The sequence below is a fragment of the Streptomyces sp. MJM8645 genome, from assembly GCF_001625365.1.
Lineage (GTDB): Bacteria > Actinomycetota > Actinomycetes > Streptomycetales > Streptomycetaceae > Kitasatospora.
This window is the reverse complement of record NZ_LJJF01000001.1, coordinates 6,858,653-6,880,724: the sequence shown is the minus strand read 5'-3', so window position 1 is coordinate 6,880,724 and position 22,072 is coordinate 6,858,653. Positions and strand designations below refer to the sequence as shown.

The 22,072-nt window shown below is 74.0% G+C and carries 19 protein-coding genes and 1 pseudogene; 13 read left to right on the top strand and 7 right to left on the bottom strand.

Going from position 1 to position 22,072, the window contains the following annotated elements:
* Position 1: 1 nt before the first annotated feature.
* A complete protein-coding gene (locus A6F73_RS28980) occupies positions 2–823 on the bottom strand; it encodes a hypothetical protein (RefSeq protein WP_063350469.1) in 822 nt (273 codons plus the stop codon).
* 200 nt (positions 824–1,023) lie between these two features.
* Here A6F73_RS28980 and A6F73_RS28975 point away from each other — a divergent pair, with 200 nt between their 5' ends.
* The gene (locus A6F73_RS28975; protein ID WP_244293538.1) at positions 1,024–1,794 is read left to right on the top strand and encodes an alpha/beta fold hydrolase; all 771 of its coding nucleotides are present in this window, start codon (positions 1,024–1,026) and stop codon (positions 1,792–1,794) included.
* A gap of 45 nt (positions 1,795–1,839) precedes the next feature.
* Here the strand turns inward: A6F73_RS28975 and A6F73_RS28970 are convergent, their stop codons facing one another.
* From A6F73_RS28970 to A6F73_RS28960, 3 genes are read right to left on the bottom strand one after another with little or no spacing between them, the layout of a single operon-like run.
* Positions 1,840–2,733 (bottom strand): ABC transporter permease, encoded by an 894-nt coding sequence (locus A6F73_RS28970; RefSeq protein ID WP_063350468.1) that lies wholly within the window; start codon positions 2,731–2,733, stop codon positions 1,840–1,842.
* Positions 2,693–3,562: an ATP-binding cassette domain-containing protein gene (locus tag A6F73_RS28965; RefSeq protein ID WP_079136106.1), complete on the bottom strand. Its 870-nt coding sequence runs from the start codon at positions 3,560–3,562 to the stop codon at positions 2,693–2,695. Before A6F73_RS28965 ends, A6F73_RS28970 begins: the two co-directional genes overlap by 41 nt.
* Complete coding sequence (locus A6F73_RS28960; RefSeq protein WP_079136105.1) at positions 3,559–4,083, bottom strand: MarR family transcriptional regulator; 525 nt, start codon at positions 4,081–4,083, stop codon at positions 3,559–3,561. The genes A6F73_RS28965 and A6F73_RS28960 overlap by 4 nt, the downstream gene beginning before the upstream one ends.
* 145 nt (positions 4,084–4,228) lie before the next feature.
* On the opposite strand from A6F73_RS28960, the gene A6F73_RS28955 reads away from it, so the two are divergent.
* Complete coding sequence (locus A6F73_RS28955; protein ID WP_063350467.1) at positions 4,229–6,187, top strand: cellulase family glycosylhydrolase; 1,959 nt, start codon at positions 4,229–4,231, stop codon at positions 6,185–6,187.
* Between the two features lie 51 nt (positions 6,188–6,238).
* Here A6F73_RS28955 and A6F73_RS28950 read toward each other — a convergent pair whose 3' ends face one another.
* The gene (locus A6F73_RS28950; RefSeq protein WP_063350466.1) at positions 6,239–6,829 is read right to left on the bottom strand and encodes an isochorismatase family protein; all 591 of its coding nucleotides are present in this window, start codon (positions 6,827–6,829) and stop codon (positions 6,239–6,241) included.
* A 167-nt stretch (positions 6,830–6,996) separates the two neighbouring features.
* On the opposite strand from A6F73_RS28950, the gene A6F73_RS28945 reads away from it, so the two are divergent.
* Complete coding sequence (locus A6F73_RS28945) at positions 6,997–8,019, top strand: DJ-1/PfpI family protein (protein WP_063350465.1); 1,023 nt, start codon at positions 6,997–6,999, stop codon at positions 8,017–8,019.
* Here A6F73_RS28945 and A6F73_RS28940 read toward each other — a convergent pair.
* Together A6F73_RS28940 and A6F73_RS28935 are read right to left on the bottom strand one after the other, a co-directional pair.
* Positions 7,997–9,469: a HAMP domain-containing sensor histidine kinase gene (locus A6F73_RS28940; protein ID WP_063351633.1), complete on the bottom strand. Its 1,473-nt coding sequence runs from the start codon at positions 9,467–9,469 to the stop codon at positions 7,997–7,999. The genes A6F73_RS28945 and A6F73_RS28940 overlap by 23 nt on opposite strands.
* A gap of 26 nt (positions 9,470–9,495) precedes the next feature.
* The gene (locus tag A6F73_RS28935) at positions 9,496–10,224 is read right to left on the bottom strand and encodes a response regulator transcription factor (RefSeq protein WP_063350464.1); all 729 of its coding nucleotides are present in this window, start codon (positions 10,222–10,224) and stop codon (positions 9,496–9,498) included.
* A gap of 230 nt (positions 10,225–10,454) precedes the next feature.
* Here A6F73_RS28935 and A6F73_RS28930 point away from each other — a divergent pair, with 230 nt between their 5' ends.
* The 10 genes and pseudogenes from A6F73_RS28930 to A6F73_RS28885 form a co-directional block, all read left to right on the top strand.
* On the top strand, positions 10,455–11,810 hold the full coding sequence (locus tag A6F73_RS28930) for a ferredoxin reductase family protein (RefSeq protein ID WP_063350463.1): 1,356 nt from the start codon (positions 10,455–10,457) through the stop codon (positions 11,808–11,810).
* Between the two features lie 78 nt (positions 11,811–11,888).
* A complete protein-coding gene (locus A6F73_RS28925; protein WP_063350462.1) occupies positions 11,889–12,413 on the top strand; it encodes an FMN-binding protein in 525 nt (174 codons plus the stop codon).
* 30 nt (positions 12,414–12,443) lie between these two features.
* Positions 12,444–13,202 (top strand): FAD:protein FMN transferase, encoded by a 759-nt coding sequence (locus A6F73_RS28920; RefSeq protein WP_063351632.1) that lies wholly within the window; start codon positions 12,444–12,446, stop codon positions 13,200–13,202.
* 195 nt (positions 13,203–13,397) lie between these two features.
* Positions 13,398–13,931 carry an EF-hand domain-containing protein gene (locus tag A6F73_RS28915; RefSeq protein ID WP_063350461.1) on the top strand — a complete coding sequence of 178 codons (534 nt, stop codon included), beginning with the start codon at positions 13,398–13,400 and terminating at the stop codon, positions 13,929–13,931.
* A gap of 205 nt (positions 13,932–14,136) precedes the next feature.
* Positions 14,137–15,024: an SAM-dependent methyltransferase gene (locus A6F73_RS28910; RefSeq protein WP_063350460.1), complete on the top strand. Its 888-nt coding sequence runs from the start codon at positions 14,137–14,139 to the stop codon at positions 15,022–15,024.
* A 102-nt stretch (positions 15,025–15,126) separates the two neighbouring features.
* The gene (locus A6F73_RS28905) at positions 15,127–15,885 is read left to right on the top strand and encodes a DeoR/GlpR family DNA-binding transcription regulator (RefSeq protein ID WP_063350459.1); all 759 of its coding nucleotides are present in this window, start codon (positions 15,127–15,129) and stop codon (positions 15,883–15,885) included.
* A gap of 217 nt (positions 15,886–16,102) precedes the next feature.
* On the top strand, positions 16,103–17,371 hold the full coding sequence (locus A6F73_RS28900; RefSeq protein ID WP_063350458.1) for an extracellular solute-binding protein: 1,269 nt from the start codon (positions 16,103–16,105) through the stop codon (positions 17,369–17,371).
* Positions 17,372–17,414: 43 nt separating this feature from the next.
* A complete protein-coding gene (locus tag A6F73_RS28895) occupies positions 17,415–18,344 on the top strand; it encodes a sugar ABC transporter permease (protein ID WP_063350457.1) in 930 nt (309 codons plus the stop codon).
* Positions 18,345–18,412: 68 nt separating this feature from the next.
* Entirely contained in the window at positions 18,413–19,237 is an 825-nt protein-coding gene (locus A6F73_RS28890; protein WP_244293734.1) for a carbohydrate ABC transporter permease, read from the top strand.
* Positions 19,238–19,845: 608 nt separating this feature from the next.
* Positions 19,846–22,029: pseudogene (locus tag A6F73_RS28885) on the top strand (TIM-barrel domain-containing protein); the annotation flags it as partial.
* Between the last annotated feature and the right edge of the window lie 43 nt (positions 22,030–22,072).

Here is a 22,072-nt window from a genome sequence, read left to right as displayed (position 1 = left end):
CCTAGCTCGGTTGGTCGCCCGGGCGGCCCGGGTCGATGCCGGGCGGCGGCGGGGTGGTGCCCGGGGCGGCCTGGGTGGTCGGCCGGGCCGGCTGGTTGGCCAGCACGTCCGCCCGGCCCGCCTGGTAGGCGCTGCCGCGCAGTTTGGCGCTCTCCTGCTCGGCGTGGTCCAGCCAGCGCTCCCAGCGCTGGCGCATCGGCAGGATCAGGCCGCCGCCGACACCCACCACCAGCACACCGGCGATCGTGGCGAGCACCGCGATCAGCACCGGTCCGGTGATCGCGGTGGCGATCCCGGCCTGGCCGAGCGCCGCGATCACGCCCAGCGCGACGATGAACGCCCAGGCGATCGTGGCGACCGTACGGCCGTACGAGGCGCCGGCGAGCGCGTTGCGCACGATGTCGCGGACGCCGTTGGCGATGGCCATCGCGACCACCACGATCGCGACCGCCACGATGCCCCGGGGCAGCCAGGCGACGATGCTGTGGATCATCACGCTGATCGGGTTCGGGCCGAAGACGCCGAACGCCAGCTGCAGCACCATCAGCAGGATCGCGTAGTAGACGATCTTGCAGATGATGCCGGTCATGTCGTAGTTCGACCCGCTCAGGTGGCGGGCCATCCCGGCCCGCTCGGCGACCCGCTCCGAGCCGACCTTGCGCAGCACGCGGTCCAGGACCTTGGCGATCGCCTTCGCCACGATCCAGCCGATGACCAGGATCGCCAGGAAGGCGATGAACTGCGGGACGAATTTGGCGATCTTGGACCAGGCGTCGGTGAAACCCGATCCGAAGTCCACGGAGAGTGCGAGCTGCTGAGCCACGGAGTCCTCCACTCGGTGACACGGCGCCACGAGCGGCGCGTGCGGCCCCCCACCCTTCGTGGATAGCAGCACCCCGCCCGGCCCGCGCGCGCCTGGTCCCCGGGCTGCTCCCCCCGGGTGAAACGGGCCCGTAGACGCCCCGCGTAAAGTGATGTTCAAGGGCACGGGACGGGGGCGGGACGGGACAGGACGGTGCGGGTGTGAGCAGCGACACGGTGGACGGCGGCACGACGACCGGCAGCACGGCCGGCAGCACCGCCGGGCACCCGGCACTGCGCTGGCGGGTGCGGCCCGAGGCGCCGCGCGCCGCCGTCCTGGTGCTGCACGGCGGCGAGGAGCACAACCTCGCCCGACCCGGCCCGGTCAACCTGCCGCTGCTGCGGATGCACGGCTTCCTGCGCTCCCTCGCCAAGGACACCGCCGGCGCCGACGTGGCCGTCGGCACCGTCCGCTACCGCCACCGGGGCTGGAACGGGCAGCGCGCCGACGCCGCGCTGGACGCCCTCGCCGCCCTCGACGAGCTGGCCCGGGAGCTGGGCGAGGTGCCGACCGTCCTGATCGGGCACTCGATGGGCGGGCGCGCGGCCCTGCGGGCCGGCGGCCACCCGGCCGTCACCGGCCTGGTCGCCCTCGCCCCCTGGTGCCCAGCCGAGGACCCGTGCGAGCAACTGGCCGGACGGGACGTGCTGCTGCTGCACGGCGACCGCGACAAGGTCACCCCGCCCGCCGAGACCCGGGCCTTCGCCGCCCGCAGCCGGGCCGCCGGCGCCCGCGTCTGCGGCTACACCGTCACCGGCAGCGGCCACGCCATGCTCCAGCGCATCCCCGACTGGCACCGGGCCACCACCCGCCTGGCCACCGCCCTGCTCGGCCTGCGCCCGCTCCCCGCCGAGACCGTCTCCGCCCTCGCCCTCCCGCCCGCCTCCCCCGAGGCCCTCACCCTCGCCCTGCCCCGCCAGCCGCGCGGCTGACCCCGCACGGGCCGGCGGCCGCGCAGCGGCGCAGCGGCGCGGGCGTCAGCGGGCCAGGCGGCCGAGGAGCGCGGAGGCCGCGGTGATGCCGAGCACGGTGGCCACGGTCAGGACGGCGAAGTCGAGCGGGAGGTGGGCGCGGGTGCCGATCAGCAGGCCGCGCAGGGCGTCGACCTGGTAGCTGAGCGGGTTGGCCCGGCTGACCACCTGGAGCCAGCCCGGCATCAGGTCCACCGGGTAGAGGGCGTTGGAGCCGAAGAAGAGCGGCATGGTGATCGCCTGGCCGATGCCCATCAGTCGGTCACGGGTGAGCACGATGCCGGCGATGGTCATCGAGAGGCAGGAGAAGAACGCCGAGCCGAGCAGCACGGCGACCACGACCCCGAGCAGCCGCAGCGGGTTCCAGGTCATCGCGACTCCGAGCAGGGCGGCGATCACCACCACGACGACGGCCTGGATCACCGCCTTCACCCCGGCGGCGAAGGCCTTGCCGGTCACCAGCGCCGCGCGCGGGGTGGGGGTGACCAGCAGCTTGGTGAGCACCCCGGAGTCCCGCTCCCAGATGATCATGATGCCGTAGAAGATCGCGATGAACATGGCGGACTGGGCGATGATCCCGGGGGCCAGGAAGTCCAGGTAGGGGATGCCGCCGGTGGGGATGGCCTTCAGCCGGGTGAAGGTCTCCCCGAAGATCAGCAGCCACAGCGCGGGCTGCACGGCCCGGGTGTAGAGCTCGGTGCGGTCGTGGCGCAGCTTCTGCAGCTCGACGGTGCACATCGCCAGCGTCCGGGCGGGCACCAGCCGCCAGCCGGTGCGGGCGCGCGGGGGGACCAGCAGCAGCCCGAGGTCGGAACGGGCGGCGGTCGCGGTCGCGGCGGCAGTGGCGGGGCCCGGGGGCTCAGCCGACGCGGGAGGCGGTGCGGCGGGTACGGCGGACATCGCTGAACTCTCCTTCCGGGGCCTCGCCGGGGGCCAGCTCGCGGCCCGCGAAGTGGCGGAACACGTCGTCCAGACTGGGGTCGGCGAGCTGCGGATCCTGCGCGCGGACCACGGTCTTCAGCTCCTCGGTGGTGCCGAGCGCGCGGATCCGGCCGCGGTCCATCAGGGCGATCCGGTCGCAGTAGCGGTCGGCCTCGTCCATGTAGTGGGTGGTGACCAGCACCGTCATCCCGGTGGCCCGGCGGACCGCCTCGACGCACTCCCAGACGCCGGTGCGGGCGATCGGGTCCAGGCCGATGGTGGGCTCGTCCATCACCAGCAGGCGCGGGGCGCTGACCAGGGCCTGGGCGAGCTCCAGCCGGCGGACCATGCCGCCGGAGTAGGTGCCGGCCATCCGGTCGGCCGCCTCGGCGAGGCCGACGGCGGCCAGCGCCTGGGCGACCCGCTCGCGGCGCTCGCCGTGCGGCACGTCGAAGACGCGGGCGAACAGCGCGACGTTCTCCCGACCGGTCAGCCCACCGTCCGCGGAGAGCTGCTGCGGCACGTAGCCGAGCAGTCGGCGGACCTCCATCCGCTGCCGGGCGGGGTCGTGGCCGAAGACCCGCACCATGCCGGCGCGGACCGGCAGCAGGGTGGTGATCGCCCGGATCGTGGTGGTCTTGCCCGCGCCGTTGGGGCCGAGCAGGCCGAACACCTCGCCGGTGCGCACGGTCAGGTCGACACCGTCGACGGCCTTGGTGCTGCTGCCCTTCCCGCGCCCGTGGTGGAAGGTGTACTCCAGGCCGCGGCAGACCACCGCCTCGTCACCGCCGTTCTCCGGGAACGTCATCGCTCCTCCTCCCCCGGCTCGCCCGGTCGGGTGCGCAGGCCCGTCGCCACCTCGCGCAGCGCGGGCACCGCGGCGGCCAGGGCCGCCCGGGAGTCGGCGGGCAGCCCGGCCACCACCTCCCCCACCAGCGCGGCGCGCCGGGCCCGCCAGACCGCGAGGCGTTCGACGGCCTCGTCGGTGGCGTACAGCAGGGCCGCCCGGCGGTCGGCCGGGTCCACCTCGCGGCGCAGCAGCCGCAGCGCGACCAGCTGGTTGACCAGGGTGGAGACCGAGTTGCCAGCGAGGCACAGCTCCTCGGCCGCGTCGGACACCCGCAGCCCGGGGGTGTCCATCACCAGGCGCAGCAGTTCGATCTGCGCCCCGCGCAGCCTCGGCTCGGTGAGTCCCTGCCGCAGTCGGCGGCGGACCAGGCGCTGGATGCCGACCAGCAGGGCGGAGAGTTCGTCGGCCACGTCGGGATCGGGGGTCGTCGGAAGGTCGACGGCCGGTGCGGGGGTGAGCGTCTCCGGTGTCGCACTCATACCTCCGATTTTAGCTCTCAGTGAGAGGTATTCGTCCAGAGGGCGGACGGGGTGGACCGGAGGACTGCCGGGCGGGGCGCGGCTGTGCCAGGATCCCGGGTGACCGTGTACGGACACCCACCCACCCTCACCGCTGGGAACCCTCATGAGAAGACTCGCGCTCCGCGTGCTGTCCGCGGCAACGGCGCTGTCCGCGTTGCTCGTTGTGCCGGCGGCCACTGCCGCTACCGCCGCCCCGGACATCGCCACCGAAAGCGCCACCACCGCCGCCCCGGCGCCGCTCAGCGGCGCGCAGTTGGCGGCCTCCTGGGCGGGACCGCTCAGCACCCGGGGGCGGTACGTCGTCGACGCGTCGGGCGACCGGTTCAAGTTGAAGTCCGGCAACTGGTCCGGCGCGCAGGGCACGTGGCAGGGCAGCGGCTCGACCACCGATCCGGCGAACAACCAGGCCGGCCAGGTCTCGTACAACCTGCCGCTCGGCCTCGACCGGGCGCCGCTGTCCGAGATCATGGCGGGCTTCCACAGCCTCGGGCTCAACAGCGTCCGACTGCCGTTCGCGGACGCGATGATCCGGGACACCGCCGCCGTCCCGGACGCCGCCGTCGCCGCCAACCCCGGGCTGCGCGGCAGCACCCCGCTGCAGGTGTACGACGCGGTGGTGGCGGCGCTCACCGCCGACGGGTTCGCGGTGATCCTCAACAACCACACCACCGGGTACCGGTTCTGCTGCGGCCTGGACGGCAACGAGCGGTGGAACAGCGGCCAGTCCACCGAGACGTGGGAGCAGGACTGGCTGTTCATGGTGAACCGGTACCGGGCCAACAAGCGCGTGGTCGGCGCCGACCTGCGCAACGAGGTCCGCCGCGACACCTGGGACGACCCCAACTGGGGCCTGGGCGACGGCCACGACGCGTACGCCGCCTTCGAGGAGGCGGGCAACCGGATCCTCCAGGCCGCCCCCGACCTGCTGATCATCATGGAGGGCACCAACTGGCAGGGCGTCCCGCTGGCGGGCCTGCCGCACGGCCGTCCGATGCTCAAGCCGGTGGCCACGCTCTCCCACACCCTGATCGACTCGGGCAAACTGGTCTACTCGGCGCACTTCTACGGGTACACCGGCTCGGCCAACACCGGTGCGGGCAGCGGTCCGGGCGCCACCGGCGATCCCCGCTACCAGGACTTGACGCCCAGTCAACTCGCTGCGGTGGTCGACGAGGAGGCGCTCTTCGTCACCCGCGCCGGGCAGCACTTCACCGCCCCGGTCTGGATCAGCGAGTTCGGTGCGGGCGGGCGGGGCCCGACCGACGCCAAGGAGCAGGCCTGGTTCGACCGCTTCACCGCGATCCTGGCCGAGCACGACACCGACTTCGCCGTCTGGCCGCTGGTCGGATGGCACAACGACGGTGTGCCGCAGGACAGTTGGGCGCTCCTCCACTACGACCAGGCCGGCCGGCGGCTGAGCGTCGAAGACCCGGGCGACTGGCGCGCCGCGGACTGGAACCGGCTGGTCGCCACCCCCGGGTACACCGGCCCGGTGCCGGCCGCCGCCCGCTGGAACCTGCTCGACCTCGACCACACCGACCAGAACGCCTCCCGGCGGATGCTGGCCCTGCCCGACTGGAGCAGCGGCAACCGCAAGGGGAACTGCCCGGACGGCCAGCGCCTGATCGGCCTCGGCCGCGGTGACGGCCGCGGCCTGTGCACCGACGCCGGGCAGCCCGCCACCGGGCCGGACGCCTGGACGACCGTCACGGACGAGCGCTACGTCACCGGCGGCGACTGGGCGCCCGGCTACAACAAACTCCAGTGCCCGGAAGGCCGGTTCGCGGTCGGCTACAGCGTCCGCGCCGACGCGATGGCCGCCCTGCTCTGCGCCCCGGCCGTGTCCGCGCCGCCCGCCGCGCCCGACCGGGTGCTCTGGTTCGACCACGGCGACAACCGGCCCCCGGCCGCCACCGGCGCCGACTCGGCGGCCAGCGACTGGGCGCCCGGGGCCTACAAGGGACAGTGCGCCTCGAACGAGTACGTCGCGGGGGTCGCCTTCACCTGGCGCTGGCTGCACGCCGGCGTCCCGGACGCGCTGCTCTGCCGCCCACTGGCCTGACACCGCCGCTGTCGGGGCCCGGCCGACGGGCCGGTCCCCGACGGAAACGGTTCAGCTCAGCGCGGCCTGGGACTCCACGACCACGCCGTACAGGTCGCCGATCGTCGCCAGGGCGCTGCGGTGCAGCTGGGCGGCGGTCACCCGGGTGCCCGCCGAGGCGAGCGGGCGGGTCGCGCAGGCGTCGGCGACGACGGTCGGCCGGTTGCCGCGCAGGAAGGCGCCCGCGGTGGTGAAGGCCACGCACATGTGGGTCATGAAGCCCGCGACCACCACGTCCTGGTGGCCGGCCTCGTCGAGCAGGGCGCCCAGGCCGGTGCCGACGAAGGCGTCCGGGGCCTGCTTGACGACCACGGCCTCACCCTCGGCCGGTGCCACGGCGGGGTGGATCTGCCCGATCTCGGCACGGACGTCGTACGGGGTGCCCGCGCCGCCGTCGTTGATCACGTGGATGACCGTGGCGCCCGCCGCGCGCGCCCGGGCGAGCAGGGCCGCGGCCGCGTCGAGCGCCTCCCGCCAGCCCTCCAGCTCCATCACGCCGCGCACGTAGGTGTTCTGGTAGTCGATCAGGATCAGCGTGGACGCGGCGAGCGTGGCGGGCGTCTCGTCGAGGCCGTTCAGGGCGCGCAGGGTCGTCGTGGGCATGGGGGGGACCACCTTCGGTTCGGTACACGGGTAAGGGCGGGCGGCGGCTGCGACGGCCGCGGCGGCCCGGCCCCTGGAACGCTACGACCGGTCACCAGATGTCGGCAATGCCGTCTAACCTGCAGATTCCGACATCGAGAGAGCACGAAGAGAGCGCAGGTGGGGCCGTGGGCGCCGTACAACGACTGATCGTCATCGTCCTGTTCGAGGGCGTCGACCTGCTCGACGTCACCGGACCGCCCGAGGTGTTCTCCCTCGTCCGGCGGGAGACCGGCGACGCGACCGGCTACCGCGTCGTCCTCGCCGCCGCGACCACGGACCCGGTCACCACCGCCGCCGGCGTGCGGATCCTGCCCGACCTCACCTTCGACGAGGCCGCCGCGAGCGCCATCGACACCCTGCTGGTGCCCGGCGCCGTCGAGGTGGACGGCCAGCGCCTGGTCCGCCCGCGCACCGACCCGGCCGTGGTCGACTGGGTGCGCGCCCTCGCCGGGCGCTCGCGCCGCATCGCCTCGGTCTGCGTCGGCGCGCACCTGCTCGCCGCCGCCGGACTCCTCGACGGCAAGCGCGCCACCACCCACTGGTCGACCGCCGCACAACTGGCCGCCGAGTACCCGGAGATCGAGGTGGACGCCGACCCGATCTTCATCCGCGAGGGCGACGTCTGGACCGGCGCGGGCATCAGCGCCTGCCTCGACCTCTCCCTCGCCCTGGTCGCCGAGGACTTCGGCGAGGAGCTCGCGCTGAGGGTCGCCCGCCAGCTCGTGATGTACCTCAAACGCCCCAGCGGCCAGAGCCAGTTCAGCGTCCCGCTGGAACCCGTCTCCACCACCCGGCGGGTCGAGGAGCTGCGCCACCACGTCCTGCGCAACCTCACCGGCCGGCTCACCGTCCCCGACCTCGCCGCCCACGCCCACGTCAGCGAACGGCAGTTGACCCGGATCTTCAAGACCGAACTGGGCACCACGCCCAGCGCCTACATCGAGTCGGCCCGGGTCGAACTCGCCCGCCACCAGCTCGAATCCACCGATGCCACGCTCGAACGCGTCGCCGCCGACTGCGGGTTCGGCACCACCGACACCCTGGTCCGGGCCTTCCGCCGCCGGCTCGACACCACCCCGACCGAGTACCGCCACCGCTTCCGCACCACCAGTCCCGCGCCCCCGGTCAGAGCGGCAGCCGGACGGTGAACACGGTGCGGCCCGGCCGGCTCGCCGCGTCCACCGTGCCGCCGTGCGCCCGGACCACCGCCCGCACGATCGACAGGCCGAGCCCCGTCGACCCGGTCGAGCGCGAGCGGGCGCGGTCCCCCCGGACGAACCGCTCGAACATCCGGTCCGCCAGCTCCGGCGTGATCCCCGGGCCGTCGTCGGCGACGGCCAGCCGCACCTCCGCCCCGGCCGGCTCCAGGCTCAGCTCGACCTCGGTGCCGGGCGGGGTGTGGGTCCGTGCGTTCGCCAGCAGGTTGACCACCACCTGGCTGAGCCGGTCCGCGTCCCCGCGCACCAGCACCGGCTCCTCGGGCAGCGCCAGGCGCCAGCGGTGCCCGGGCCCGGCCGCCCGGGCGTCGACCACCGCGTTCAGCGCGATCCGGGTCAGGTCGACCTCGGCGTCGGCCAGCGGCCGGCCGGCGTCCAGCCGGGCGAGCAGCAGCAGGTCCTCGACGATCGCGCCCATCCGCACCGCCTCCGCGTCGATCCGCTCCAGCGAGTGCCGGACCGGACCGGGCACCGCGCCCGGGTGGCGCAGCGCGAGTTCGGCGTGGCCGCGGACCGCCGCCACGGGGGTGCGCAGCTCGTGGCTGGCGTCGGCCGCGAACGCCCGCAGCCGCTCCTCCACCGCGTGCCGGCGGGCCAGCGCGTCGCCCACGTGCCCGAGCATCCGGTTGAGCGCCGCGCCGACCCGGCCGACCTCCGTCCGCGGATCGTCGTCCGGGACGCGTTCGGCCAGCGTGACGGCGCCGCTGGCGAGCGGCAGCGCGGCCACCCGCTCGGCCGTGCCCACCACCCGCCGCAGCGGACGCAGCGACCAGCCGACCCAGACCGCCCCGGCCGCCCCCGCCCCGGCGACGGCGATCGCGAAGACGGTCAGTTCCAGGGTCGCCAGCCGGTCCACGGTGTCCTCGGCCGGGCGCAGCGGCAGTCCGCTGACCAGCACGTCGCCGTCCCGGCCGGCCACCGCGCGCACCCGGTAGTGGCCCTGCGCGCGGCCCAGGTCGACGGTGCGGGCCGGCCCGCCGACCGGCAGGGCAGCGAGGGCCCGCTGCTCGGCCGGCGAGAACACCAGCCGGTCGTCGGCGCTGGGGCCGTTGGCGTCGTCGGCGTCCCCGTCGACCACGCCCGCCGCGGTGACCCGGCCGTCCAGCAGCCGGGCGCCCAGGGTGCCGGGGGTCTGCGCCCGGGTGTCGGTGCCGCCGCCCTGGCCGGCGTGCTCCAGGCTGGCGGCGTAGCGCCCGCCGGCGTCGGCGAGCTGCTGGTCCAGGCGGTCCACCAGGAAGTGGCGCAGCGCCGCCGTGGTGGCGAGGCCGACCGCGGCGCAGGTCACCACCAGCAGCACCAGCAGGCCGGCGATCAGCCGGGCCCGCAGCGTCCGCGGCACCAGCCGGGCGGCCCGGCGGCGCGCCCTGGCGGCGCCCGTGATGGGGCTGCCCGTCGTGGGGCCGCCGGTCACGGGGCCGCCTTGATCAGGTACCCGGCGCCGCGCACCGTGTGGATCATCGGCGTCCGGCCCGCGTCCAGCTTCTTGCGCAGATAGCTGATGTACAGCTCGACGACGTGCGCCTGCCCGCCGAAGTCGTACGACCAGACGGCGTCCAGGATCTGCGCCTTGCTGAGCACCTGCCGCGGGTGGTGCATCAGGTGGGCGAGCAGCGCATACTCGGTCGGGCTGAGGTCGACCACCTCACCGGCCCGGGTGACCTCGCGGGCCCGCTCGTCGAGGACGAGGTCGCCGAGCACCAGGGCGTGTGCGGGCGGCTGCCCCGCGGCCCCCGGCGGGGCGGCCCGGCGCAGCAGCCCGCGCAGCCGGACCACCACCTCGGCCAGGCTGAACGGCTTGGTCACGTAGTCGTCGCCGCCCGCCGCGATGCCCGCGATCCGGTCCTCGACGGCGTCCCGGGCGGTGAGGAAGAGCACCCGCACCTCGGGCCGCTCGGCGTGGATGCGGCGCAGCACCTCCATGCCGTCGAGGTCGGGCAGCATCATGTCGAGCACCACGGCGTCCGGGCGCCAGTGCGCCGCCGCCCGGACGGCGGCCAGACCGGTGGTCTCGCCCCGCGCCTGCCAGCCCTCGTAGCGGACCGCGCCGCAGACCACCTCCACCAGGTCCGGTTCGTCGTCGACGACCAGGACCCGCCAGTCCTGCCGGTCGGCGCCCCGCTCGGCGGTGTCGTCCATGGTGCTCCCTGGGTGCAGGCGGTCGGCCGCCTTCATCCTGGCCCACCGCGATGAGAAAGCCCTGAGACCGGCAGTCGCCCGCAGAACCCGCTCCACCCGCCCTGACCTGCGGCGACACCGCCGGGGGCGACGGGGGCGGCGGCACCGGTTCAGAGCCGGCTCAGAGGTTGCGGTGCGATCGTGGTGCGCCCCGGCGGTGCTCGCCCGCCGGGCCCGAAGGAGGATCCCCGATGGCCACCGCCGCCCCGCCGAGACCCGCCGCCCGCACCCGCCGGGCGGCCCCGCGCCGCCCGGCCGCCGCCCGGCCGGACGCGGTGCTGGGCCTGATCGCCGCCGGGGCGCTCGGCGTCCTCGCGCTGTGGTGGTCCGACACCCCTGCGGTCGCCGGCGCGGCCGGCTGGCTGACCGGGGCGGGCCGGATCACCGGCCTGCTCGCCGGGTACGCGGCGCCGGTGCTGCTCCTGCTGATGGCCCGGCTGCCGCCGGTGGAGCACGGGGTCGGCGCCGACCGGCTGGCCCGCTGGCACGCGTTCGGCGGGCGCTGGCTGGTCGCCGTGGTGACGGTGCACGTGCTGTCGGTCGTCTGGGGGTACGCGCTGACGGACGGGCGCGGCCTCTTCGGCGAGGGCGTGGAGATCGTCTTCCACTACCCCGAGATGCTCAAGGCCGCACTGGGCACCCTGCTGATGCTGGGCACCGGCGCCGTCTCCGCCCGCGCCGCCCGGCGCCGCCTCCCGTACGAGGCCTGGTACTACCTGCACCTGGCCACCTACCTCGCGGTGGCGCTCGCCTTCGGCCACCAGCTGGCCACCGGCGCCGACCTCGGCGACGGCCCGGCCCGCGCCGCCTGGTACGCGCTCTACCTCGGCACCGCCGCCCTGCTGGGCTGGTACCGGCTGGCCCGGCCCTGGCTGCTCGACCGCCGGCACCGGCTGCGGGTGGCGGAGGTCCGGCGGGAGGGGCCGGGCGTGGTGTCGCTGTTCCTGACCGGTCGGCGGCTGGACGAACTCCGGGCCGAGCCGGGCCAGTTCTTCCGTCTCCAGTTCCAGGCGCCCGGCCTGCGGTGGGCCGCCAACCCGTACTCGCTGTCCGCGCCGCCGCGCCCGGACTTCCTGCGCTTCACCGTCAAGGACCTCGGCGGGCACAGCGCCGCGGTGGCCGCGCTGCGCCCGGGCACCCCGGTGCGCGCCGAGGGCCCGTACGGGGCGTTCACCGGGCGGCTGCAACGGCGGCGCCGGGTGCTGCTGCTCGGGGCGGGGGTGGGGATCACCCCGCTGCGGGCGCTGTTCGAGACGCTGCCGGGCGAGCTGACCCTGGTCCAGCGGGCCGGGCGCCCGGAGGACGTGCTGTTCCGGGCCGAGCTGGCGGAGGTGGCCCGGCGGCGGGGCGCCGCGGTGCACGAACTGGTCGGCCCGCGGGCGCGGATCGGCGACCTCGGCCGCGCGCTCGCCCGGCTCGTCCCCGACCTCGCCGAGCACGAGGTCTACCTGTGCGGGCCGGACGCGCTGGCCGAGGAGGCCGTCCGTTCGCTGCGGGCCGCCGGGGTGCGGGCGGGGCGCATCCACCGGGAGTCCTTCGACTTCTGAGCCCGCTCGCCGAGCCCGCCGGACCTGCCGAGACCCGTCACAACGCCACCTCCGCCACACCCCCGAGGAGCCCCGCCCATGCGCCGAGCCGTCGTCACCAGCGCCGCCACCGCGGCCGGAGTCGTCCTGCTGCTCTCCCTCAAACCGCACGGGGCCGCCGGGCCCGCGCCGGTGATCAGCTCCGGCGGCACGGGCTCGTCCGGTACCGCAGGCTCGTCCGGCGGCGCGGGTTCGTCCGGCACCGCCGCCGGGGCCTCCGACGCCACCGCCGGGCCGTCGGTCTCTCCCAGCGCACCGGCCGCCGGTGCCGCGGCCGGCGCCGGCGGCACCCGGAAGGTCACCGGCGACGCCGTGAACACCCGCTACGGCCCCGTCCAGGTCGAGGTCACCCTCGCCGGCAGCCGGATCACCACCGTCGACGTCGTCAAGTACCCCACCGAGGACCGCCGGGACCGCGAGATCAACAGCTCCGCGCTGCCCCTGCTCAACCAGGAGGCGATCGCCGCACAGAGCGCCGGGATCGACGTGGTCAGCGGCGCGACCTTCACCAGCGACGGCTACGTCCGCTCCCTGCAGAGCGCGCTCGACCGCGCCGGGCGGTGAGGCGCGGTGCTCCGCCACGCCGAACCCGTCATGGGCACCGTCTTCTCGATCGCCGTCCGCGATCCCGGCCCGGACACGCCCGCCGCGCTCCGCCGGATCGCCGACCGGCTGCACCGGATCGACGCGGTGTTCTCGCCCTACCGGCCGGACAGCGACATCAGCCGCCTCGACCGGGGCGAACTCGCCCTCGCCGACTGCGATCCGCAGGTCCGCGTCGTCCTGGCGGCCTGCCGCGAGGTCGCCGCGCAGACCGACGGCTTCTTCACCGAGCGGCCCGGCGGCCGGCTCGACCCGAGCGGCTGGGTCAAGGGGTGGGCGGTCGAGGAGGCGGCCGGGCTGCTGGCCGCCGCCGGGGCCCGGCAGTACTGCGTCAGCGGCGGCGGGGACGTGCAGACCGCCGGCGGCCCGTGGCGGATCGGGGTCGCCCACCCGCTGCGGCCGGACGCGCTGGCCGCCGTGCTGGGCGGCGACGGCCTCGCGGTGGCCACCTCCGGCACCGCCGAGCGCGGCGCGCACATCCTCGATCCGCACACCGGCCGGCCGGCGTCCGGCCTCGCCTCGCTGACCCTGGTCGGCGCCCCCGGCACCGGGATCGCCCGCACCGACGCCTGGGCCACCGCCGCCTTCGCGATGGGCCCCGACCGCGCGCTCGCCTGGGCCGCCCGGCAGCCCGGCGTCGAGGCCCTCGCCGTCCTGCCCGACGGGACCAAGCGCTGGACGCCCGGCCTGCCCCGGCACCTCCCGCCCGCCGGCCCCGCCGACTGGCGGCCGGCCGCCCCGGCGGCCTGAGCAGGGCCGTTTGCGCGCCAACTGGCGTTCGAACGCTGATAGTTCACTCCATCAGGTGAAGAACTCGATCATGACTCATCCGCTCCGACCCGGGTGGCCGATAGTGGGGAGACCGATCGGACGCACACCATCCGGTCCCACCGGAACGCGTGGACCCACGGACACGCGTGAACCCACGGAAAGAGGTAGCGACACATGCCCACCGAGGCCACCCGGCGGATCGACCTCGTCTTCTCCCTGTTCGACGCCAACCGCAACGGCGTCGTCGAGGTCGACGACTTCAACCTGATGACGGCCCGCGTGGTCGCGGCCGCCGCCGATTCGGACGAGGCCGCGAAGGCCGCGATCCGCGCCGCCTTCCGGCGCTACTGGACCACCCTGGCCGACGAGTTGGACACCAACGGCGACGGCGTGATCAGCCGCGAGGAGTTCGGCGGCTTCGTCCTCTCGCCCGAGCGCTTCGGCCCCGCCGCCGGCGAGTTCGCCGACGCCCTGTCCGCGCTCGGCGACCCGGACGGCGACGGCCTGATCGAGCGTCCGCTGTTCGTGGCGCTGATGACCGCGATCGGCTTCGAGCACGCCAACATCCACGCCCTCTTCGACGCCTTCGGCCCCACCCCCGAGGACCGCATCACGGTGGCCGTCTGGGCCGCCGGGATCCGCGACTACTACGCCCCGGACAAGGCCGGCATCCCCGGCGACCTGCTGGTGGGCCAACCGGCCGCCTGATCTCCCCGGGGCACGCACCCCGGATCGGCTGAGCGACGGCGCCGCCGCCCCGCGCCTGCCCGGCGGCGCCGTCCCGCGCTTCACGCACCGGGCCCATGGCGCCCGCGCCACCACCCACGACCGGTCCGCCGTCCAGCCTGTCCGGCCGATCCTGCCGGACAGGACCTGGTCGCGGCTTCCCGAAGTCCGAACACCAGGAGGGACCATGGCCACCGCCGCCCGCCCCCGTGCCGGCGTCGACGAGGGCGTCGGACCGACCGCCCTGATGGTCGCCGCCGCCCGCGCGATCGAGACCCACCGCCCCGACGCCCTCGCCCGGGACGCCCACGCCGAGCACTTCGTCCGCGCCGCCCGGTCCTCCGCGCACTGGCCGGTCCACCCCCGGGACGTCCCGGACGGCGAGGCCGATCCGCTCTGGGGTCGGCTCGGCCGCTACTTCGCCCTGCGGACCAGGGCGTTGGACGACCAGCTGCTGTGGTCCGCCCACCTGGGCGTCCGCCAGGTGGTCCTGCTCGGCGCCGGCCTGGACACCCGGGCCTTCCGACTCGACTGGCCCGCCGACCTCGCCGTCTTCGAGGTCGACCGGCCCGAGGTCCTCGCGTTCAAGCAGCGCGTCCTCGACCGGCTCGACGCCCGGCCGGCGGCGCGCCGCGTGCCGGTGGCCGCCGACCTGCGCGGCGACTGGGCCGACGCCCTCACCGCGGCCGGCTTCCAGCCCGCCGAGCCGACCGCCTGGCTCGCCGAGGGCCTGCTGCCCTATCTGCCCGCCGCCGCCGAACAGCGGCTCGCGGCCACCGTCGACCGACTCGGCGCCGCCGGCAGCACCTTGGCGTACGAGGCCAGGCTCGGACCGGAGTCCGCGGCGGTCCGCGACAACCCCGTCTACACGACCGCCCGCGAGCGGCTCGGCGTCGACCTGCTCGCCCTGTTCGACGCCGGGCCGCGCCCCGACACCACCGCCGATCTCACCGCGCGCGGCTGGTCCACCACCGTCCACACCCCGTTCGACTTCACCCGCCACTACGGCCGCGGCCCCCGGCCCGAACCCCACGACGCCTTCGCCGCCGACCGCTGGGTCTTCGCCACCCGGTGACGCCCCCGCTCCGGGCCGCCCGGCCGGCTTGCGCGGTTCTGCGCACAGTCCGCCGCCCCACGGGCCCGGCGTGATCCAACGGACACGCCCTAGACTTCGGCCATGCTCAAAGCCGACCGTACCGCCCGGATCCTCGCCCACATCACCGAGGCGGGCAGCGCCGATGTGCACGAGCTGGCCGGTCTCCTCCAGGTGTCACCGGCCACCGTCCGCCGGGACCTCCAGGAACTGCACGAGCAGGGCCTGCTGCACCGCACCCGTGGCGGGGCGGTCACCGGTGCCGTCAACCTCGAACTGCCGCTGCGCCACAAGCACGGGACGCGGCAGGCCGAGAAGCGGCGGATAGCGCTGGCGGCCGACCGGCTGGTGCCGGACGGCTCCGTGGTAGGCCTGACGGGCGGCACGACGACGAGCGAGCTGGCCCGGGTGCTGGCCGAGCGCGGCGGGATCACCATCGTGACCAACGCGGTCAACATCGCGGCGGACCTCATCGTCCGGCCGGACGTCCGCCTGGTGGTGGTCGGCGGCCTGGCCCGGACCACGAGTTACGAGCTGGTGGGGCCGGCCGCCGACCGGATGCTCGCCCAGTACCACCTGGACCTCGCGTTCATCGGGGTGGACGGCCTGACGGCGCAGGAGGGCTGCACCACGCACGACGAGATGGAGGCCCAGACCGACCGCGCGTTCCTGCACGCCAGCGCGCGCTCGGCGGTCCTGGCGGACAGCACCAAGATCGGCCGGGTGACCTTCGCCAAGATCTGCCCGCTCGCCGAGGTGCACGACCTCGTCACCGACGACGAGGCCACCGCGGCGCAGGAGAAGGCGATCGCCGCCTGCGGGGTCCGGGTCGCACGCGTCTGACCTGTTCACGCGGGGTGCCCGGCCGGGGAGAACCGGCCGGGCTCTCTGCTGCACCGCCAGTTGTCATGCAACGGTCCGATAACGACATCCGGGCGACACCTCGACCCCGCCGGTCCGCCTCGTGAATACTGCCCGACGCCACGCTCTTTCGAATCTGCTCAGAACCAGCGCTCTTCAAGCAACTAGGATCAAGCGGCGTACGAAGGCGGTAACTGCGGTGAACACACGTGTACGTGCCCTCTGGGCGGTCTGTGCCGTCGGCGCGCTCGCCCTCACGGCGTGCGGCGGCAGCAGTGGCGGGTCCTCCCCGAACGGCCCCGTGACGCTCAAACTCGTCGCCGCCGACTACGGCGAGAAGGAGTCCAACAGCTCCAAGGCCTACTGGAACGGCGTCGCCACCGCGTTCACCGCGGCCAACCCCGGCATCAAGGTCGACGTCCAGGTGATGAACTGGAACGACATCGACAAGCAGGTCAAGACGATGATCCAGAGCGGCAACGTCCCCGACGTCCTGCAGACCGGGGGCTACGCCGACAAGGTCGCCGACGACCTCCTCTACAAGGCCGAGGACGTCCTGTCCGCCGACACCCGGGCCGACCTGATCCCGAGCTTCGCCGACGCCGGCCGGGTCGACGGCGTGCAGTACGGCATCCCGTTCGTCTCCTCCGCCCGCGCCCTCTTCTACAACAAGGCCGTCTTCCAGCAGGCCGGCATCACCCAGCCGCCCACCACCTGGGACGAGGTGCGCAAGGACGCCGAACTGATCAAGGCCAAGGCGCCCGGGGTCACCCCCTACGCGCTGCCGCTCGGCCCGGAGGAGGCCCAGGGCGAGAGCATGATCTGGGAGCTCGGCAACGGCGGCGGCCCCACCGCCAAGGACGGCACGTACGCCATCGACAGCCAGGCCAACGTCGACACCTTCCGCTGGCTCAAGGCCAACCTCGTCGACACCGGCCTGACCTACGCCAACCCGGCCACCACCGACCGCAAGACCGCCTTCGCCGACTTCGCCGCGGGCAAGGCCGCCATGGCCAACGGCCACCCCTCGCTGATCCAGATGTCCAAGGACGGCAAGGTCGACTACGGCGTCGCGCCCGTCCCCGGCAGGACGGGCCCGCTCGCCTCCACCCTCGGCGTCGCGGACTGGACGATGGCCTTCAAGAAGAACGGCCACCGCGACCAGATCAGGAAGTTCCTCGACTTCGCGTACTCCAAGGACAACACGCTCGCCTTCGACGAGACCTACAACCTGCTGCCGGTCACCCAGGGCACCCTGCGCGAGATGACCGCCAGCGGCAAGCACAAGGACCTCGAACCGTTCTTCGCCCTCCTGCCGAACGCCGCCTTCTACCCGCTCGGCAACACCACCTGGGACGCGGTCTCGGCCGAGCTCAAGAAGAGCATCGGCACCGCCGTCGCCGGCGACCCGGCCAAGGTGCTCGGCGACCTGCAGAAGAAGGCCCGGGACGCCGTCGCGAACAAGTAGGGCACGCCCGCCCCGGCCCGCGCCCCGTCCGAAAGGCACCGCCGTGTCCCTCGACTCCCCCACCCCCCAGGCCTCCGGGCCCGGCCGGCCCGCCCGGACGGGCTCCGACCCCGGCCGGCTCGGACCGCTGCCGTGGATCGCCCCGGCCGTCCTGCTGATCCTGGCCGTCGTCCTGTGGCCCGTCTACGAGATGGCCCGCACCTCGTTCCTGCGCATCAGCACCAGCGGATTCGTCCGCGGCTCCGCCGGGCTGGACAAGTACCGCAAGCTCTTCGGCGAGGCCGACCTCGGCCGGGTGCTGCTCTCGACGGTGGTCTGGACGGTGGCCGTCGTCGGCCTGACGATGGCGCTCTCGCTCGGCCTGGCCCAGCTGTTCAACCAGCGCTTCCCCGGGCGCAGGTTCGCGCGCTGGGCCCTGATCGCCCCCTGGGCCGCGTCCGTCCTGATGACCGCCATCGGCTTCCGGTGGATGCTCGACCGGACGGCCGGCGTGCTCAACACCGCGCTGACCGACCTCGGCCTGGTCGACGGCCCCCGGGACTGGCTCGGCGACCCGTCGACCGCCTGGCCCTGGATGGTCCTCGTCGCCGTCTTCGTCTCGCTGCCGTTCACCACCTACACCCTGCTCGCCGGCCTGCAGACCGTCCCCGGCGAGCTGTACGAGGCGGCCCGGGTGGACGGCGCCTCCCCGTGGCAGGCCTACCGGAGGATCACCCTGCCGCTGCTGCGCCCGGCCTTCCTGGTCGGCCTCGTGATCAACCTGATCAACGTCTTCAACTCCTTCCCCGTCATCTGGGGCATGACCCAGGGCGGCCCCGGCAGCGCCACGGCCACCAGCACGGTGTTCATGTACCAGCTGAAGAACACCGACATCGGCGAGTCCGCGGCCATGTCGGTGGTCAACTTCGCCCTGGTGGTGCTGATGGTGCTCGTCTTCCTCAAGGTCGGCCGCTGGAACGGGGAGGAGCGTTGACGGCCCGCCCGCCCACACGCCGGCCACGCCCGCCCGCGCGCCGGATCCGGCCGCAGACCGAGCCGCGGATCCGGGCTCGGATCCGGCCGCGCACCCTGGTCATGGCGGCGGCCGCCTGGCTGCTGGCGGCGGTCTTCCTGCTCCCGTACCTGGAGATGGCCGTCACCGCGCTGCGCCCCGCCGACGAGCTGCGCGACGCGGGCTACCTGCCGCACCACCCCGCCTGGTCCAACTTCGTCGACGTCTGGCGCGAGTCGACGCTCGGCGCCAACCTCAAGGTCACCCTGCTGGTCGCCGGCGGCTCCACCGTGCTGGCGCTGCTGGTCGCGCTGCCCGCCGCGTACTGCACCGCGCGGTTCAGGTACCGGGGCCGCAAGCTCTTCCTGCTGCTCGTCCTGGTCACCCAGATGTTCCAGCCGACCTCGCTGCTGGTGGGCCTCTACCGCGAGTTCTACCAGCTGGACATGCTCAACTCGGTCTGGACGCTGATCCTCTGCAACGCCGCCTTCAACCTGGCCTTCGCCGTCTGGATCCTCACCGCCTACATCGGCTCGATCCCGGTCGAGTTGGAGGAGGCCGCGCTGCTCGACGGCCTCGGCCGGCTCGGGGCGCTGCGCCGGGTGGTGCTGCCGCTGGCCATGCCCGGCGTGGTCACCGCGGTGATCTTCACCTTCATCTCCGCCTGGAACGAGTTCGTGATGGGCCTGACCCTGTCGACGGCCCCGGAGAGCCAGCCGCTGACCGTCGGTATCAACGGCTTCATCGGCAACTACACCGTGGAGTGGAACTACCTGTTCGCCGGATCGGTGGTCGCGATCGTGCCGGTCGTGGTGCTGTTCGCCGTCATCGAGCGCCACGTCGTCTCCGGGCTGACCGCCGGATCGGTGAAGTAGCCCCGGCCGCCGTCCGGGGTGTCGAGAACGGCGGCTCCACCATTGACATGGACCGGCCATAACTGTGAATGTTGCTTGTATTCCCCCATGTTCAAGCAGCTTCGCGCAGTAAGTGAACATCTCTTGCTCATCCGACGGGAGAACACACCGTGCGCTTGGTACGACCTCGCCTCCGCCGGGCCGCCCTCACCGTGGCCCTCACCAGCATCGCCGCCATCGCCGGGCCCGCCCTGCCGGCCCGCGCCGCCACCCCCGGCTCCGCCGTCCTCGACGGCAGCCACCAGAGCACCACCTGGCAGAGCCCCACGTACGCCAAGGGCACCCTCGGCGGCGCCGCCTCCTGCCCGTCCGCCGCCCAGGACCCGGACGGCACCGTCTGCGGCCGCTTCGACCTGACCGTCGACGCCCCCGCCGGCTACTGGGACGACAACCCCGAGGGCGGCGTCCCGCTCTCGATCCAGTGGCAGAACCCCACCGACGACTTCGACCTCTACATCTACGACGCCAACGGCAAGGAGGTCGCCGAGAGCGCGGGCACCGCCAACCCCGAGGCGACCGTCATCCCGAAGGCCTCGGGCACCTACCACGTCCTGGTCGTCCCCTACGACGTGCACGGCGGCTCCTTCACCGGCCGCGCCTACCTGCCGCAGACCGCCGACGCGGGAAACCTCACCTCCTTCTCCGGCGGCCAGGGCAGCTACGACATCGCCGCCGGCACCCTCAAGGCCAAGGTCGACTTCCTCGCCGACGACCAGCTGCGGCTGCGCGCCGCCCCGGACGGCGTGCTCACCGACCCGGCCGGCAGCACCATCATCCGCAAGCAGCCCGAACTCCAGCGCAGCACCTCGTCGTTCGACGCCGGCGACTACTACGGCATCCGCTCCAAGGACCAGGTGCTGCGGGTCTACAAGCACCCCCTGAGGTTCGGCCTGTACAAGGCCGACAACCGCACCGCCGTCTGGCAGGAGGACGCCCCGCTGCGCTGGTCCACCAGCGGGCTGCGGCAGAGCCTGGTCCGCGGCGCCGACGAGCAGTTCTTCGGCGGCGGCGAACAGAACGGCTCCTTCTCCCACCGGGACAAGACCGTCCACGTCGCCAACAGCACCAACTGGAACGAGGGCGGCTACAACAACTCGCAGCCGTTCTACATCTCCACCGCCGGCTACGGCGTCTTCCGCAACACCCTCGCACCGGGCATCTACGACTTCGGCTCGCCCGTGCACACCGGCCAGCAGGAACGACGCCTGGACGCCTACTACTTCACCGGCGACGTCAAGTCGGTGATCGGCAAGTACACCGCCCTGGTCGGCAAGCCCTTCATGCCGCCCGTCTACGGCCTGGAACCCGGCTCCGCCGACTGCTACCTGCACAACGCCAACCGCGGCGAGCGCCACACCACGGATTCGCTCAAGGTCGCCGACGGCTACGCACAGAACCAGATGCCGCTCGGCTGGATGCTCGTCAACGACGGCTACGGCTGCGGCTACGAGAACCTCGCCCAGACCGGCGAGGGCCTGCGCAAGGACCACGCCCAGCTCGGGCTCTGGACCCAGAACGGCCTGCCCGACCAGGCCGCCGAGGTCAAGGCCGGCGTCCGGGTGCGCAAGCTCGACGTCGCCTGGGTCGGCAACGGCTACGACTTCGCGCTGAACGCCTGCGACCAGGCCAAGGCCGGCATCGAGGACGGCAGCGACGCCCGCGGCTTCGTCTGGCTGCCCGTCTCCTGGGCCGGCGCCCAGCGCTGCGGCGTCCTGTGGAGCGGCGACCAGAGCCTGTCCTGGGACTACATCCGCTGGCAGATCCCCACCTACGCCGGCGCCACCATGTCCGGCATCGCCTACAACACCGGCGACGTCGGCTCCATCTACCGCCGCGACCCGAAGATGTACACCCGCGACCTCCAGTGGAAGTCCTTCCTCCCGGCCATCATGACCATGGACGGCTGGGCCAAGGACATGGCCGGCAAGGAGCAGCGCGACCAGCAGCCCTGGCTGGACGGCGAGCCCTACACCTCGATCAACCGCAAGTACCTCCAGCTGAAGGAGCGGCTGCTGCCGTACATGTACACGCTGTCGGCGGAGGCCACCAAGACGGGCGTCGGCGCGGTGCGCCCGCTCGCCCTGGAGTACCCGGACGACCCGGCGGCCCTCGGCCCGAACGCCAAGTACGAGTTCCTGGCCGGGCCGGACTTCCTCGTCGCGCCGGTCTACTCCGACACCTCGGTGCGCGACGGCATCTACCTGCCCAAGGGCACCTGGACCGACTACTGGACCGGGCGCACCTACCAGGGCCCCACCACGATCAACGGGTACTCCGCGCCGCTGGACACCCTGCCGCTGTTCGTCAAGGGCGGCTCGATCGTGCCGATGTGGCCCGAGGGCACGCTGTCCTGGGAGAACCGGGACCGCACCCGGCTCGACTACGACCTCTACCCGCAGGGCGACTCCTCCTACACCCTGTACGAGGACGACGGCGTCACCCGCGGCTTCGCCGCCGGCGCCTCGGCCACCCAGCGGGTGGACGTCCGCGCCCACGGGCCGGTCACCGTCGTCAAGGTCGGTGCCAGCGTGGGGAGTTACACCGGCAAGCCGGCCGAGCGGGGGTACCGCTTCACCGTGCACGGCAAGCCCGCCCCGCGCCTGGTCGTCACGCAGGGCGGACCGCTGCCCCGGCTGGACTCGGCGGCGGCGCTCGACTCGGCCGCCTCGGGCTGGTACTACGACGCCGCGACCGGGGTCACGCAGGTCAAAACGCCTGCCGTCTCCACCGACCACGGCTTCTCCGTCGAACTGATCCACGGCGGCCGCTGACCGGCCGGATGCCGCAGGGCCCCCT